This window comes from Nonomuraea sp. KM88 (assembly GCF_052245635.1).
In the GTDB taxonomy this organism is placed as follows: Bacteria; Actinomycetota; Actinomycetes; order Streptosporangiales; family Streptosporangiaceae; genus Nonomuraea.
This window is the reverse complement of the sequence record NZ_JBQQCC010000017.1, coordinates 86,851-100,899: the sequence shown is the minus strand read 5'-3', so window position 1 is coordinate 100,899 and position 14,049 is coordinate 86,851. Positions and strand designations below refer to the sequence as shown.

Sequence of the window (14,049 nt, the reverse complement as noted above, 5' to 3'; positions counted from 1 at the left end):
CTGGGTGCCTCCGCCTCAGCCCCAGTCCCAGTCGCCGCTGAGTCCCGACCCGGCGTCGCCCGTCCGCCCGTACGCGGTGACAGGCGGACGGACGGCGCCGCGGGTCAAGCTGGCGATGGAGGCCCTCGTGTCCTCGGCGACCGCCGAGCAGCGGGAGTTCTCGCACATCACGCCGGAGTACCAGGCGATCAGCCAACTGTGCCGGCAGGTCCGGTCGGTGGCGGAGGTGTCGGCCCTGCTGCGGATCCCCCTGGGCGTCGTACGGGTCCTGATCGCTGACATGGCCGCCGAAGGTCTGGTCCGCGTGCACCAGCCACAGCTGGATGAGGGTAGGCCGGACGTCAATCTGCTCGAAAGGGTGCTCAGTGGACTTCGCAGGCTCTAGTCCCGGCCTCACCTCGACGAAGATCGTGGTGGCTGGAGGTTTCGGGGTGGGCAAGACGACGTTCGTCGGTGCGGTGTCGGAGATCATGCCGTTGACCACGGAGGCCGTCATGACGGATGCCTCCAAGGGCATCGACGATCTGGGCATGACGCCGTTGAAGTCGACGACGACCGTGGCGATGGACTTCGGCCGGGTCTCGCTGGATCGTGATCTGATCCTGTATCTGTTCGGGACGCCCGGGCAGCATCGGTTCTGGTTCATGTGGGACGACCTGGTGCGGGGTGCGATCGGTGCGGTGGTGCTGGTCGACACGCGCCGCCTGGCCGACAGTTTCCCGGCCATCGACTACTTCGAGGAGGCGCAACTGCCGTTCGTGGTGGGCGTCAACGGCTGGGACGGACAATATCCGCACAGCGACGCCGAGGTCCGCGACGCCCTGACCCTGGCCCCGCACATCCCGATGGTGCGCCTGGACGCCAGGTCGAAGGACTCCGTGAAAAGCGCGCTGATCAACCTGGTCGAACACGCCCTCTCGGTCAGGATGGCCGTGCCGGGCTGGGGCGGCTGAGCTCTTCCGCGAGCGTCACCGCCCGGGGATGGGCACGACCATCGAGGCCACGTCGACCTTCGACTCCAGGTAGCCGAACTCGTACATGAGGTCCGCCACCCGCTGGATGCGCGTGGCGTTCAACGACGTGGGAAACGTCCCCATCGCCATGGTCATCACCGCCTCCTTCGGGGTCTGGGTGTAGAGCGGGACGACCTCGGCCAGCACCGCGCGGTCGGTCGCGGCCAGGCGCTGCGCCCTGGACACGGCGCGCTGGAAGGCCGCGGCGGTTCGCGGATGCCGGGCCGTCCACTCCTCCGTCGCGGCCCAGCCGTCGATCGGCAGCGCGTCTGTGGGGCCGGTGTTGGTGTCGAGCAGCAGCCGCGCGCCCGCCTGCTGGGCGGCCGACAGGAACGGCTCGACCATCCACGCGGCGTCCACCCGCGACTCCTTGAGCGCGGCCAGTTGGGCCTCGAAGTTCACCACGACGAACTTCACCTGGTCGGGGGCGACCTCATAAGCCTTCAGATGGGCGCTCATCGACATCGTGCCCAGGTTGTCGAGCGAGTTGACGGCGATCGTCGCGCCCTTGAGGTCCTTCGGGCCCTGCAGCGGGGAGTCGTTCATGACCACGACGCCCGCGATGCCCGGCGCCGCGGCCAGGCTGTCGTGCAGGATCTTGATCTTCGCCGCGCCGCTGTCCTGGATGTTGACCAGGGACACGTAGCTGCCCTTGAAGATGTCCATGGTGCCGTTGAGGATCTTCGGCATGACGGTCTGCGGCGCCTGGATGACCTCCGTCCTGACGGTCAGGCCCTCCTCCTTGAAGAACCCGCGGCGGTCGGCGATGAAGACCGGAGCCGACGAGGGCGTCGGGCTGACGCCGATGGTCAGCGCCGTCTTCTCCGGGCCTCCCTGCCGGCCGCCTGTGGGCGGTCCGGGGTCGGCGCCGCCGCAGGCGGTGATGACGATCGTGGCGGCGAGCGCCACGCAGGCGCGGAGGGCGGGCCCGGATCGCATGGTCCTCCTTGGCCGGGGCATCGAGGCCGCCGTGGACGCTGGGAAGTGGACGCGGGGAGTGGACACCGGGAAACGGAACCGGAGGCGGCGGCACGCGGACAGGCGGTGATCGTACAGCAGGAGTGTCGCGAATGCCATGAATGGTCCCGGGGCACAGCTCAGTGAAACATCGCTGATTGTCGGTCGCTGTCCGGCTTTCGTGACGTCTCTGCTTCGCTGGGGGTTGTTTTGCTGTACGTCATCCTTTCCAGGCAGTCAGGTGATTTGTAAGGTTGGCGCAACCTGCCTGGCGTGTGTTGAAATTGCTCTTCGTCTCGGGGGCGCATCAGATGCCGATGCCGGCGTATATGTAGGCCAGAGAGTGGAACCAGTGAGCAACCGATCGCCTGCGGACGTCCACCGTCCCCATCCGCCTTCACCGTCGAAGCCGCATGGCCGAAACGGCGGAAAAGGACGGCGCAAATTCCGGTTCCGGGATTGGCGGGTACGTTCGCGGCTCATCGCCCTGATCGTCATCCCGACCGGAGTGAGCATCGTGGTCGGCGCGCAGCAGGTCATCACGTCGTGGACGCTGGCCGGTCAATACCAGCGCGTCATGGACAAATCCGAGCTCAGCGCCTCCGTCACCGAGCTGACCCACCAGCTGGCCCTGGAACGCGACCTCGCCGTTCACTACGTGGCCGCCGGCCGTACCCCCGAACGCGAGGAGCCGCTGCGCGCGCAGTTCGGCCGAGTGGACTCCGCCGCCGAGGCGTTCCGCGAGAAGGCCGCGACCATCACCCCCGCGTACGGCGAGAGCGCGTCGACCCTCACCCGGCAGATGCTCAGCCGCCTGCCGGAGATCGCCGCCACCCGCAGCACCGTGCTCGGCTCCGCCCTGCTCGCCCTGCCCACCGTCACCAAGTACTCCCAGATCATCGCGGTGCTCGCGCAGTTCCACGACGAGATCGGCAAGGGAGGCGACCAGGAGGTGCTCGCCGGCGACGTGGCCGCCCTCTCCGCCCTGTCCAAGGCGTACAACGCCGCCTCCGAGCAGCGCGGCCTGCTCACCGGCGCGGCCGCCGCCGGGCGGTTCCAGAGCGGCGAACTCGACCGGTTCATCGCCGCCCGCGCACGGCAGGAGAGCGAGGTCAGCGTGTTCAAGTCGGTGGCCACGCCCGACCAGCGCCAGCTGTACGACGACACCGTCACCGGCGCCCTGGTGGACCGGGCCGAGGCGATCCGGCTGCGCGCGCTGGCCCAGGCCACCGACGGCAACCGCATCGACATCGAGGCGGAGCGCCAGGACGACGCCGACCACTGGTTCGAGGCGAGCAGCGGCTCCGTGAACGGGATCTGGACCATGCAGCGCCGGCTCGGGGAGGAGATCAACGTCCACAGCAGGACGATGAAGGACGCCGCCCGCCAGGACGCGCTCCTGGCCGCCGCCTATAGCCTCCTGCTGCTGCTCGCGGTCCTGGTCGTCACGGCCATCATGGCCCGGTCCCTGGTCAGCCCGCTGCGCAGGCTCCGCACCGAGGCCCTGCACATCGCCGGGGCCCGCCTGCCCGAGACGGTCCGCCTGCTGCGCGAGCGCGGCGACGGGACGGGACTCGTGCCCGCGCCCATCGGAGTCGACTCCCGCGACGAGATCGGCGAGGTCGCGCGGGCGTTCGACGAGGTGCACCGCGAGGCCATCCGGCTGGCCGGTGAGGAGTCCCGGCTGCGCGCCAACGTCAACGCGATGTTCGTCAACCTGTCCAGGCGCAGCCAGACCCTGGTCCAGCGGCAGCTCCAGATCATCGACGGGCTGGGGCAGGGCGAGCGGGACGAGCGGCGGCTGGCCGGCCTGTTCACCCTCGACCACCTGGCCACGCGCATGCGGCGCAACAACGACAACCTGCTGGTCCTGGCCGGGCAGGACGCCCCCCGCCGGTGGAACGAGCCGGTCGGCCTGGCCGACGTGGTGCGCGCCGCGCTGTCGGAGGTCGAAGGGGCTGAGCGGGTCGCGGTCAAGCTCGCCGGCGGCGTCGCCGTCTCGGGACAGGCGGTCAACGACATCGTCCACCTGCTGGCGGAGCTGATCGAGAACGCGCTGGCCTTCTCGCCGTACGAGACCCGCGTCACCGTCTCCACCGGGACCATGGAGAGCGGCGGGCTCATGCTCTCCATCGACGACACCGGCATCGGCATGACCCGGGACGAGCTCGAACAGGCCAACGCCCGGCTCGCCCGCGCGCCCACGGTGGACGTGTCGGTCTCCCGCCGCATGGGGTTGTTCGTGGTCGCCCGGCTGGCGCAGCGCCACGGCGTACGGGTGCGGCTGCGCTCGCACGCGGCCGGCCTGACCGCGATCGTGTTCCTGCCCGGCTCCCTGCTCCACTACCACCTGGGCCCGGCCCAGCCCACCCCCGCTGCCTTCCCTTCGTCGCCCGACCGGCCCTCCGGCTTCTTCACCCCGCCGCCCGCCCCGCGTGGTGCCGGGCCCGGCTACTTCGGCACGCCCGCGGCCCAGCACGTCGCGCCCGGTGCCGAGCCGGAGCCCTACTCCACGCCCGCGGTCGCGAACTGGCCGTCCTTCGCCACCGACCCCTCGGACACCGCGGCACCGCGGGACCTCGCGCCGCCGCCGGTCTGGCCGGGCCCGCCCGGTCCGTACGGCCCCGCCCCACCGCCCAGATCGCCGGCATTCTACCCGCCGCAGGCGGGGCCACCCGCTCGGGGCGCGGACGACTACCTGCCGATCTTCGCCGCCGTGGAGTCGGCCTGGTTCGACCGCGACCGCAGCGACGTGTGGAGCTCGCCCCAGGCGGACGCCGGATGGAGCGCCGCGCAGGCCGCGGCCAGCCCCGTCGACGACGGCGCCACCCCGTCCGGCCTGCCCAAGCGCGTGCCCAGGGCCAACCTGGTGCCCGGCACCGCCGACAGCGCCTCCACTCCCAAGGGCGTGGCCCCCATCCCCCGGATCTCGCCCGACCGGGTCCGCAACCGCCTGGCCGGCTTCCAGCAGGGCGTCCGCGCGGCACGCGACGACCTCAGCACGGGCAACCCCACGCCTCCCGGCCCGTGGAGAACGCCGCCGGGGCAGGGCGCATGACGGGACACGGCCCGCGCCAGGCGGCTCCAGCGGCGCCCGCACGGCACGCGGCCCGGCCCCACCGCGCTCGAAAGGGAAGAACCGCTGAATTCTGCGGGAAGTCACGGCTGGACAATGCCGGTGAGCGCATGATCAGAATAGGCGTCGTCCTGCTTTCTCGGTGGGGAGCATCCATGTTCACACGCAGACTGACGGCGTCTTTTGCTCTCGTCCTGTTGTTCGCGAGCGGCGCCATTCCCGGCGCGGCGGCGGATGCCGGATCCAGGACGCCGACCCACCCCGGTCCGGTGTTCAGAACGGTCACCGGGAAAAGTGCTCTGCTCTCGCTCCAGACTTTCGGCCGCCCCGACGGCAAGGATATGGTTTTCCGGATTTCGGGGTCGGTTTTCGCGGACGTCACGGGCAACACCCTCGACCCCGCCATGCGGCACGGCCAGAAGCTCTTCAACATCGAGGGTTACAACATCCGGCGGCTCCACCGGGTGCCCGGCACCAACCAGCTTTACCAGCTCTCCCGCGAGATCGTGTTCTACACCGACCCCGCCGACCCGGCGCGGATCGTCCGCGAGTGGAAGAACCCGGTCGACGGCAGGACGTACCCGGTCGTCCCCATCAACAACGACGCGGTCAACTTCGGCCCGTTCCCGATCACGCCCTCCTTCCAGGGGCCCCCGCTGGTGAGGGTGCACGACGAGACGGTGTGGACCAGCGACATCCCCGTACGCACCGATCTGGGCGCCACGCTCGGCGAGCGGTTCGGCCTGGTGGGCGGCGTCTACACCGCGCAGGAGATGTTCGACTTCTCGGTGGACGGACGCGAGGTCGCCGCCCGCGCCGTCCCCGGCACCGTCCCGCGCGGCGCGATGAAGACCAAGGTCAGCTGGGCCAGGACCAGCCCGTGGGCGCCGTTCATGTGCCTGGCGGAGACCGAGGTGCGCGGCGGGCTCACCTACCACGCCCGCGGCTGGTCGCTCGACTCCTACGACGACGTCGAACCGTGGTTGCGCGCGGCGGTCGAAGCGGAGCATCCACGGTTCACCTCCGCGCCCGCCGGGCCGGGCCCGAGCGAGAACTCCTGGACGTCCTTCCACACCAAGCAGCTCGGCAAGGGCGCCACCACCTGGGCGGCCTGGTGCGCCGCCAACGGCCGGTCATGAGCACCGTACGCAACCCGCTCACCGGCTGGGCCGAGCGGGAGCTCGTGCCCGCCACGCCCGCGCAGCTGGCGGACCTGGCGGCCGAACTGCGCGAGCGCGCCGGCGGCTGGCGGAGGGCGGACAGGAGTGAGGTCCTGTCGGCGTTCGCCGCCGCGCTCGCGGCCGACGACGACCTGCTGGCCGCGCTGGTGGCCGACACCGGTCGGGTGGGGGAGTCGTCGCTGGAACGGCGGCTCGCCGCTGACCTGGTCGGGCGCTGGGCCCGCGAGGCTCCCGCGCTGCTGGCGCCGCCCGAGCCGTTCGCCGCGTCGGCGCCGGGGATCGTCGTGGGCGGTGACATGGTCCCCTACGATCTCGTGGGCGTGCTCAGCCCGTGGAACCTGCCCCTGCTCATGGCCCTCATCGACGCGGCTCCCGCGCTGGCGGCCGGCTGCTCCGTGCTGGTCAAGCCGAGCGAGGTGACGCCGCGGTTCATCGAGCCGCTGATGCGGCTGGTGCCTCCCGAACTTCCGCTGAGGGTGGTCGAGGGCGACGGCGAGACCGGTGCGGCGCTGGTGGGAATGGTGGACGCCGTGGTGTTCACCGGCAGCGTCGAGACGGGGCGGCGGGTGGCCGAGGCGGCGGCCCGCGCGTTCGTGCCCGCGTTCCTGGAGCTGGGCGGCAAGGACCCGGCGATCGTGCTGGCCGGCGCCGACCTCGACCGGGCCGCGTCCGCGATCCTGTGGGGCGGCACCGCCAACGCCGGGCAGTCCTGCCAGTCGATCGAGCGGGTCTACGTCGAGCACGACGTCCACGACGACTTCCTCGACCTGCTCGCGAGCAAGGCCGCCAGGGTGGGCCTGACGTGCGAGGGCGGCCCGATAGGTCCCCTCATCCGGCCGGGGCACGAGCAGGTGATCGCCGCGCAGCTGGCCGACGCGACGGCCAGGGGCGCGATCGTGCACACGGGCGGGGAGATCGAACGCCACGGCGGCGGCCACTGGTGCCGGCCCACGGTGTTGTCCGGGGTCACCCACGAGATGCGGGTCATGACGGAGGAGACGTTCGGCCCGCTGCTGCCGGTCATGGCCGTGGCCGGCGCCGAGGAGGCGGTGGCCCTGGCCAACGACTCCGTCTACGGGCTGTCGGCCGCCGTCTTCGCCGCCTCGGAGCAGGACGCCATGGAGGTGGCGGCCCGGCTGCGCGTGGGGGCGGTCAGCATCAACGACGCCTCGCTGACCGCTCTCGTGCACGAAGGCGAGAAGGACTCGTTCGGGCTGTCCGGCCTGGGCCGCTCGCGCATGGGCGCCGCCTCGATCCGCCGGTTCCTGCGCCGCCGGGCGTTCCTGGTGAACCGGTCGCCGGCCGCCGACCCGTGGTGGCATCCGCTGGAGAAGGAGTGAGCGTGGGACTTCGCGAGGACATGCCGCTGCTGGCGCGGCACGAGGGCCGGTGGGAGGGCGAGTACGTGCACGTCGACCCCGGCGGCGCCGTGCTCGACCGGCACCGCGTCGAGATGACCTGCGCCATCGTCGGCGACGCCACCTACCACCAGACCAACCGCTACACCTGGGACGACGGCCGGGTGGAGGTGCACGAGTTCCCCGGCCGCCATCTCGGCGGCGGCCGCTGCGGGTTCGACACCGACCGGCTCAAGGGCGAGTTCTGGGAGCTGGACGAGTCCACCATCTACCTGCGCTGGCAGTTCAAGGCGGAAGGGGAGGACCTGCGGCTGTTCGAGCTGATCGTGCTGAGCGGGACGGGCGACACCCGCAGCAGGGTCTGGCAGTGGATCCGCGACGGTGTGTGCGTGCGCCGTACCCTCATCAACGAGCGGCGGGTCGGCTGAATGACCGCCTACACCGCGCTCGCCCTGCAGGTGCGGACCCGCGCCGTCAACGCGGCCGCCGACCCGCGGGCCGAGATCGCCGCCGCCGTCGACCGGATCGCCGAGCGGGTTCGCGGCTCGGCGGCGTGGCTCGGGCCCGGCCTGCGCCTGGTGGTGCTGCCGGAATACGTGCTGACCGGGTTCCCCATGCGCGAGAGCTTCGCCGAGTGGCGCGAACGGGCCGCTCTCGACCCTGGCGGCCCCGAATACCGAGCGCTCGGGGAGATCGCCGCGCGGCACGAGCTGTTCCTGTGCGTGAACGCGTACGAGCGCGACGAGCACTTCCCCGAGCTGTACTTCCAGGCGTCGGTGATCCTCTCCCCGCAGGGGGAGGCGGTGCTGCGTTACCGCCGGCTGCACTCGATGTTCACGCCGACCCCGTACGACGTGTGGGAGCGGTACCTCGACGTCTACGGCATCGACGGGGTGCTGCCGGTGGCCCGCACCGAGATCGGCAACCTGGCGGTGCTCGCCTCGGAGGAGGTCCTCGTGCCGGAGCTGGCCCGCGCGCTGGCCCTGCGCGGTGCCGAGGTCTTCTGCCATCCCACGTCGGAGGCGTCCTCGCCGGCGCTGACGCCCAAGGCGATCGCCCGCCGCGCCAGGGCCGCCGAGAACCACGCCTACGTCGTCTCGGCCAACAGCGGCGGCCTGTCCGGCATCGCGATCCCCGGAGACTCCACCAACGGCGGATCCGAGGTGATCGACCACGAAGGCCGGGCGCTGGCGCTGGCGGGTGCGGGCGAGTCGCTGGTGGCCGCCGCGGAACTGGACCTGACGGCGCTGCGCCGGCACCGGCGGCGGCCTGGGATGGGCAACCTGCTCAGCCGCGTGAAGACCGGCCTGTGGGCCGAGGAGTACGCCCGCCACGACGGCGAGCGGCCCGGCGGCCTGGCGGCCGGGCCGCGCGACCGGGCCTGGTTCACGACCAGGCAGATCGAGGCGATCGAGCGGCTGTACGGCGACGCTAGGCCCTGACGCCGCGGTGCCAGGAGAGCACGAGCCGCTCGACGCCCAGGAACGCGGCGTTGAGGGCGATGCCGAGCAGGCCGAGCAGCACGATCGCCGCCCACATGGCCGGGATGTCGAACTGGCTCTGCGCCTCCAGCATGCGGTGCCCGATGCCCTCGCTGCTGCCGACGAGCTCCGAGATCACCATCATGATCAGTGCCAGCGACACGCTCAGCCGCAGCCCGGCGAAGATCTTCGGGGAGGCGGCGGGCAGGATGACGCGGACGAGCCGCTGCCAGGGGCCCAGCCGGTAGACGACGCCGGTCTCGATGTACTGGCGGTCGACGTGGCGGGCGCCGTCCATGGAGTTGATCAGCACCGGCCAGATGACGCCGTACACGATGGAGGCCAGCTGCATCGGGGTGCCGATCTTGAACAGCACCAGGAACACCAGCACCAGCGTGGACGGCGGCACCGAGCGGCCGAAGTGCACGAGCGGCTCGACCAGGGCCGACAGCAGCCACGAGCGGCCGAGCGCGACGCCGACCAGCACGCCCGCCGCGCACGCCACCGCCCACCCGGCGAACAGCCTGGCCAGGCTCGGCAGCAGGTCGGCGACGGCCTCGTCGGTGAGGAACGCCCGCGACGGCGGGCCCGAGAACCACATCTCGTGCAGCCGTACGACGATCCGCGACGGCGGCGGGAAGTAAGGTGCGTCCGCCGAGCGGGTGGCCAGCTCCCAGCCGAGCACGGCCACGGGCAGCAGCCAGTACCACACCAGCCGGCGGGCGGCGACGGTCATGACGGCTCTCCCGCGCGCGCCCGGTGCCAGCGGAACAGGCGGCGCTCGGCGGACGTGAACAGCACGTTGGCGGCCAGCCCGATGACCCCGGCCCACAGCGGGGCGGCCAGCATGCGGTCGGCCCGGTTGGCGCTGCCCGCCAGCGACTGGAACGCGCCGATCCCGCCGCCACCGGGAGCCAGCAGCTCCACGCTCACCGCCACGATCAGGGTGACGGACACGGCGATGCGCACGCCGGTGGCGATGAACGGCGCCGCGCTCGGCAGGCTCACCCGCAGCGCCACGGCCAGCGGCCCGAAGCCGAAGCTGCGCAGGGTCTCCTTGGCCAGCGGGTCGACGTCGCCCAGGCCGTACAGGGTGTTGATCAGCAGCGGCCACGAGCAGGTGTAGACGATGAGCGCGACCTTGGCGTCGTGGCTCACCGGGAACAGGAACATGGCCAGGGGGATGAGCGACACCGAGGGGATCGGCCGCAGGAACTCCACCAGCGGGCGTACCGACCGCTCCACGAACGGCACCGTCCCGAGCAGCAACCCGGCGGGCACGGCGACCGCGATCGCGATCGCCAGCCCGCTCGCGCACGCCTCCAGCGTGGCCAGCACGTCGGCCCTGAACTGCGCTTCCAGCGGCAGCCGCGCCGCCGTCACCAGCACCTGCGACGTGTACGGCAGCACGTCGGGGACGAGCCCGACGCGCCCGGCCGCCTCGGCGACGGCGAGGAAGCCCGCCACGCCGAGCGCGCCGAGCGCGGCCCGCGCGATCCGCCGATCGATCATCCGCCCAGCGGCGCGAACAGCTGCGCCGCGTCCACCTTGGACTTGAGGTAGCCGTAGCCGTGCAGCAGGTCGCCGAGCTTCTGCACACCGGCCCTGTCGGCCTCGAGCGAGAACGTGCCGAGCGTCATCGCCGCCGCCGCGTCGGCCGGGATCTGCGTGTACGTCGGCACGACCTCGTCGATGGCCTTGCGGTCCTCGCCCGCGATCTGCTGGGCCTTGGCCAGGGCGCGGTGGAAGGCGGCGGCGGTCCTGGGGTTCTTGGCCAGCCAGTCTTCCGTGACGCCCCAGCCGTCGATCGGCACGCCGGCGGTGACGCCGTCGGTGGTGTCGATGATCTGGGTGGCGCCGTCCTTCTTCGCCGCGGTCAGGAACGGCTCGACCAGCCAGGCGGCGTCGACCTTGCCCGAGGACAGCGCGCTGATCTGGTCGGCGAACTGCACCGGGACGTATTTGACGTCGTCCGGCTTGAGCCCGGCCTCCTGCAGGTGGGCGTTGGTCAGCGTCTGCCCGAGCGCCTTCAGCACGTTGACCGCGATCGTCTTGCCCTTGAGGTCGGCGGCCGACTTGATCGGCGAGCCCTCGGCCACCACGACGCCGGCGACGTTGGGCGCGGCCTCCTGGCTGTGCTGGAAGAGCTTGAGCGTGGCCGCGCCGGAGTCGTTGATCGCCATCAGGGACACGTAGCTCGTCAGGAACGCGTCCATGCTGCCGTTGAGGATCTTCGGCATGACCGCCTGCGGAGCCTGGATGATCTCCGTCTTGACGGTCAGCCCCTCCTCCTTGAAGAAGCCCCGCTTCTCCGCGATGAACAGCGGCGCCGACGACGGGACCGGCACCACACCGACCAGCAGATGGGTCTTCTCCAGGCCGCCCGCGGAGCCTCCAGGAGCCGCGGTGCCGCCGTCACCGCTCTCGCCGCCCCCTCCGCACGCGCTCAGCGAGAGGGCGATCGCCATGCCTGCGGCTAGTATCCTGGCCAGCTTCATCGCTTCTGCCTTTCTGGGGGACAAGGGGGTGCCCAGAGGGTCGTCAGGATGTCGAGCCTACGGTAGCCGATCTCTCCTGACTCGCCCTTTGTCGATCAGCTATGGGCATGGCAAGCTCGGGTCCGGCACATCTGATCATCGGACCGACCGCACGGCGCCCCCCGGGCCGCGTGCCTGCTGATTGCGAGGAAGCTGATGGATGCCAAGGAGTACATGGCCGGCGTGTTCGACCGCGCGTCCGGCAGTTACGAACGCGTCGGCGTGCCGTTCTTCACGCCCGTCGCCGCCGAGCTCGTACGCCGCGCCGCCCCCGGCCCCGGCGACCACGTGCTGGACGCCGGGTGCGGCACCGGCGCCTCGCTCGTGCCGGCCGCCCAGGCCGTCGGCCCCACAGGCCGGGTCGTCGGTCTCGACCTCGCACCCGGGATGGTGGCCGCCGCCACCGCCGAGGTGGAGCGCCACGGCCTCAGCCAGGCGGCCGTCGTGCTCGGCGACGCGGAGCACGCCGAGGACCTGCTGCCGGGCGAGCGGTTCGACATCGTGCTGGCGGGGATGATGCTCTATTTCCTGCCCGACCCGCCCGCCGCCGTGCGCTCCATGGCCGGGCTGCTGCGGCCGGGCGGGCGGCTGGCGGCCAGCCTGCTGGTCCGGTCGAGCCCCGCCGAGGCCGAGCTGTTCGCGCTGGTGGAACGGGCGCTGGCGCCCTACACCACGGGGGCGGGCAGCGCGCCGTTCCACCACACCCTGGGCGCGCCAGGCGAGCTGACCGGGCTGTTCGAGCAGGGCGGGCTGGGCGACGTCGAGTGCGCGGACGTGGTGTTCGAGGTGACCGTCGGGGCCGGGCAGGTGTGGGACTGGCTCTGGTCCGCCGCCCGCAGGGCCTCGCTGGAGAGCATCCCCGAGTCGCTGCGCCCCGAGGCCAGGGCCGCGCTGGAGGCGTCGTTGCCCCAGGAGGGTTTCCTGCTGGCCCGCACCGTGCGTTACGCCACGGGCACGCGCGCGTGAAAGCTCACGCGGGCCGGGACACGTAGCGTCCCACCGGACGGCCCACGACCTTGCCGGCGTCCAGCACGCGGTTGCCGCGCACGAACGTGTCCGTCACCTTGGCCGTCAGCTCGAAACCCTCGAACGGCGTGTATTCCTGCGTCGACTCCGAGTCCTGCGCCCGGACCGTCCAGGTGCTCGCGGGGTCGACCAGGCAGATGTCGGCGTCGAAACCGGGGGCGATCGTGCCCTTGGTGCGCAGACCGTACCTCCTGGCGGGGTTCCAGGAGGTCAGCGCGGCGATCCTGCCGTACGGCAGGCCCCTGCGGCGACCCTCCGTGATCAGGCCGGGCAGCAGGTATTCCGCCCCGCCGAACCCGGCCTTGGCCACGAAGACGTCGTCGCGCGGATCGCCGAACTTGAGCTCGTCGCGGCAGCAGGCGTGGTCGCTGACGACCCAGTCCACGGTGCCGTCGAGCACGTACTCCCACAGCGCCTCGACGTCCTCGCGCGGCCTGATCGGCGGGTTCACCTTCGCTCCGAGGCCGCTGGCCGTGTCGACGTCGGCCAGCAGGTGACCGATCGTGACCTCGCGGCGGAAGTCGATGTGCGGGAACGTCGCCGCCATCCGCACGGCCGCGTCCAGGGCCTTGCGGGACGACAGGTGCAGCAGGTTGACGTTGGCCAGCCCGGTCTCGTGGGCGAGGTAGGAGGCGATGAAGACGGCCAGCCCCTCGGAGTGCTGGGGGCGGGAGGCGCTGTAGGCGGCCAGCCCGCTCAGTTCTCCCGCCTCCTCGACGAGCTTCGTGTACGCGGTCATGATCTCGGCCGTCTCGCAGTGCATCGACAACGAGATCTCGCCGGCCAGTTCGGGCAGGCGTTCCCTGGCCGCCTGCACCCCGCGCATCACGAACTCGAAGTGCGCGTAGTCGTAGCGCTCGCCCTCCGGCAGCATGAGGAACGCCCGCTGGTCGTCGGAGCGCCCGTGCAGCCCGTGCCCGCCGTAGAACATGAAGATCTTGAACGACGGCACCCCGAACCGCTCGACCAGGTCGGGCAGCTCGTCGATGTGCCCGCTCGACATGGGCGCCAGGTGGAATCCGTAGTCGACGTAGGCCCGGCCCTCGGCCTGCCTGAGCACCTCGGGGAAGAACTCGGCGTAGGGGCCGCCCTTGTTGAGGTAGTACTGGCCGGTCCGCATGTAGGTGAGCGCGGTGGTCACGCCGCCCTGCGCGCTCGCCCGGCTCTCCGACTCGGTGTCCTCGGGCAGCGGGTTGTAGATGCCCCAGTGCTGGTGGGCGTCCACGACACCGGGGAAGGCCAGCCTGCCGCCGCCGTCGATCACCTCGCCGGCTCCGGCCAGCCCCGGCCCCACCCGGACGATGCGGCCGCCCTCGACGGCGATGTCCGCCGCCACGGGCTCGTCGTGCTCGTGGGTGACGACCTTGACGTTCTTCAGCAGCAGCTCGGTCACGGGGGAGTGTCTCTCCTAGCGATTAGG

At 71.6% G+C, this 14,049-nt stretch carries 13 protein-coding genes; 8 read left to right on the top strand and 5 right to left on the bottom strand.

Annotation, left to right across the window (positions count from 1 at the left end; genetic code table 11):
* Window positions 1-4 precede the first annotated feature (4 nt).
* Together ACTWPV_RS38200 and ACTWPV_RS38195 are read left to right on the top strand one after the other, a co-directional pair.
* A complete protein-coding gene (locus ACTWPV_RS38200; RefSeq protein ID WP_132601579.1) occupies window positions 5-385 on the top strand; it encodes a DUF742 domain-containing protein in 381 nt (126 codons plus the stop codon).
* Entirely contained in the window at window positions 366-953 is a 588-nt protein-coding gene (locus ACTWPV_RS38195; protein ID WP_132339571.1) for a GTP-binding protein, read from the top strand. The genes ACTWPV_RS38200 and ACTWPV_RS38195 overlap by 20 nt, the downstream gene beginning before the upstream one ends.
* Before the next feature lie 15 nt (window positions 954-968).
* Here ACTWPV_RS38195 and ACTWPV_RS38190 read toward each other — a convergent pair whose 3' ends face one another.
* A complete protein-coding gene (locus tag ACTWPV_RS38190; protein ID WP_443155516.1) occupies window positions 969-1,952 on the bottom strand; it encodes an ABC transporter substrate-binding protein in 984 nt (327 codons plus the stop codon).
* Between the two features lie 526 nt (window positions 1,953-2,478).
* Between ACTWPV_RS38190 and ACTWPV_RS38185 the strand changes: the two genes are divergently transcribed.
* From ACTWPV_RS38185 to ACTWPV_RS38165, 5 genes are all read left to right on the top strand, one after another.
* Window positions 2,479-5,028, top strand: a complete 2,550-nt coding sequence (locus tag ACTWPV_RS38185) for a sensor histidine kinase (protein ID WP_443155515.1) — start codon at window positions 2,479-2,481, stop codon at window positions 5,026-5,028.
* A gap of 359 nt (window positions 5,029-5,387) precedes the next feature.
* The gene (locus tag ACTWPV_RS38180; protein ID WP_443155514.1) at window positions 5,388-6,185 is read left to right on the top strand and encodes a DUF1838 family protein; all 798 of its coding nucleotides are present in this window, start codon (window positions 5,388-5,390) and stop codon (window positions 6,183-6,185) included.
* Window positions 6,182-7,567, top strand: a complete 1,386-nt coding sequence (locus tag ACTWPV_RS38175) for an aldehyde dehydrogenase family protein (RefSeq protein ID WP_443155513.1) — start codon at window positions 6,182-6,184, stop codon at window positions 7,565-7,567. Before ACTWPV_RS38180 ends, ACTWPV_RS38175 begins: the two co-directional genes overlap by 4 nt.
* A gap of 2 nt (window positions 7,568-7,569) precedes the next feature.
* The gene (locus ACTWPV_RS38170; protein WP_443155512.1) at window positions 7,570-8,013 is read left to right on the top strand and encodes a hypothetical protein; all 444 of its coding nucleotides are present in this window, start codon (window positions 7,570-7,572) and stop codon (window positions 8,011-8,013) included.
* Window positions 8,014-9,027, top strand: coding sequence for a nitrilase-related carbon-nitrogen hydrolase (locus ACTWPV_RS38165; RefSeq protein WP_443155511.1), 1,014 nt, complete (start codon window positions 8,014-8,016; stop codon window positions 9,025-9,027). It abuts the gene before it with no gap.
* Here the strand turns inward: ACTWPV_RS38165 and ACTWPV_RS38160 are convergent.
* Genes ACTWPV_RS38160 through ACTWPV_RS38150 form a run of 3 tightly spaced genes read right to left on the bottom strand, consistent with a single transcriptional unit; the run spans window position 9,017 to window position 11,534 of the window.
* Window positions 9,017-9,802 carry an ABC transporter permease gene (locus tag ACTWPV_RS38160; protein WP_443155510.1) on the bottom strand — a complete coding sequence of 262 codons (786 nt, stop codon included), beginning with the start codon at window positions 9,800-9,802 and terminating at the stop codon, window positions 9,017-9,019. The two genes, ACTWPV_RS38165 and ACTWPV_RS38160, sit on opposite strands and share 11 nt — an antisense overlap.
* On the bottom strand, window positions 9,799-10,578 hold the full coding sequence (locus ACTWPV_RS38155; RefSeq protein ID WP_347649957.1) for an ABC transporter permease: 780 nt from the start codon (window positions 10,576-10,578) through the stop codon (window positions 9,799-9,801). Before ACTWPV_RS38155 ends, ACTWPV_RS38160 begins: the two co-directional genes overlap by 4 nt.
* A complete protein-coding gene (locus tag ACTWPV_RS38150; protein WP_443155509.1) occupies window positions 10,575-11,534 on the bottom strand; it encodes an ABC transporter substrate-binding protein in 960 nt (319 codons plus the stop codon). Before ACTWPV_RS38150 ends, ACTWPV_RS38155 begins: the two co-directional genes overlap by 4 nt.
* Window positions 11,535-11,759: 225 nt before the next feature.
* Between ACTWPV_RS38150 and ACTWPV_RS38145 the strand changes: the two genes are divergently transcribed.
* A complete protein-coding gene (locus ACTWPV_RS38145; RefSeq protein ID WP_443155508.1) occupies window positions 11,760-12,569 on the top strand; it encodes a class I SAM-dependent methyltransferase in 810 nt (269 codons plus the stop codon).
* A 4-nt stretch (window positions 12,570-12,573) separates the two neighbouring features.
* On the opposite strand, the gene ACTWPV_RS38140 is transcribed toward ACTWPV_RS38145, so the two are convergent.
* On the bottom strand, window positions 12,574-14,022 hold the full coding sequence (locus ACTWPV_RS38140) for a dihydroorotase (RefSeq protein ID WP_443155507.1): 1,449 nt from the start codon (window positions 14,020-14,022) through the stop codon (window positions 12,574-12,576).
* Window positions 14,023-14,049 lie beyond the last annotated feature (27 nt).

Excerpts from the sequence above, each read along its gene's own strand:
- ACTWPV_RS38190 (WP_443155516.1), bottom strand. The coding sequence starts at position 1,952 with ATGCGATCCGGGCCCGCCCTCCGCGCCTGCGTGGCGCTCGCCGCCACG.
- ACTWPV_RS38180 (WP_443155514.1), top strand. The coding sequence starts at position 5,388 with ATGGTTTTCCGGATTTCGGGGTCGGTTTTCGCGGACGTCACGGGCAAC.
- ACTWPV_RS38175 (WP_443155513.1), top strand. The coding sequence starts at position 6,182 with ATGAGCACCGTACGCAACCCGCTCACCGGCTGGGCCGAGCGGGAGCTC.
- ACTWPV_RS38165 (WP_443155511.1), top strand. The coding sequence starts at position 8,014 with ATGACCGCCTACACCGCGCTCGCCCTGCAGGTGCGGACCCGCGCCGTC.
- ACTWPV_RS38160 (WP_443155510.1), bottom strand. The coding sequence starts at position 9,802 with ATGACCGTCGCCGCCCGCCGGCTGGTGTGGTACTGGCTGCTGCCCGTG.
- ACTWPV_RS38155 (WP_347649957.1), bottom strand. The coding sequence starts at position 10,578 with ATGATCGATCGGCGGATCGCGCGGGCCGCGCTCGGCGCGCTCGGCGTG.
- ACTWPV_RS38150 (WP_443155509.1), bottom strand. The coding sequence starts at position 11,534 with ATGGCGATCGCCCTCTCGCTGAGCGCGTGCGGAGGGGGCGGCGAGAGC.
- ACTWPV_RS38145 (WP_443155508.1), top strand. The coding sequence starts at position 11,760 with ATGGATGCCAAGGAGTACATGGCCGGCGTGTTCGACCGCGCGTCCGGC.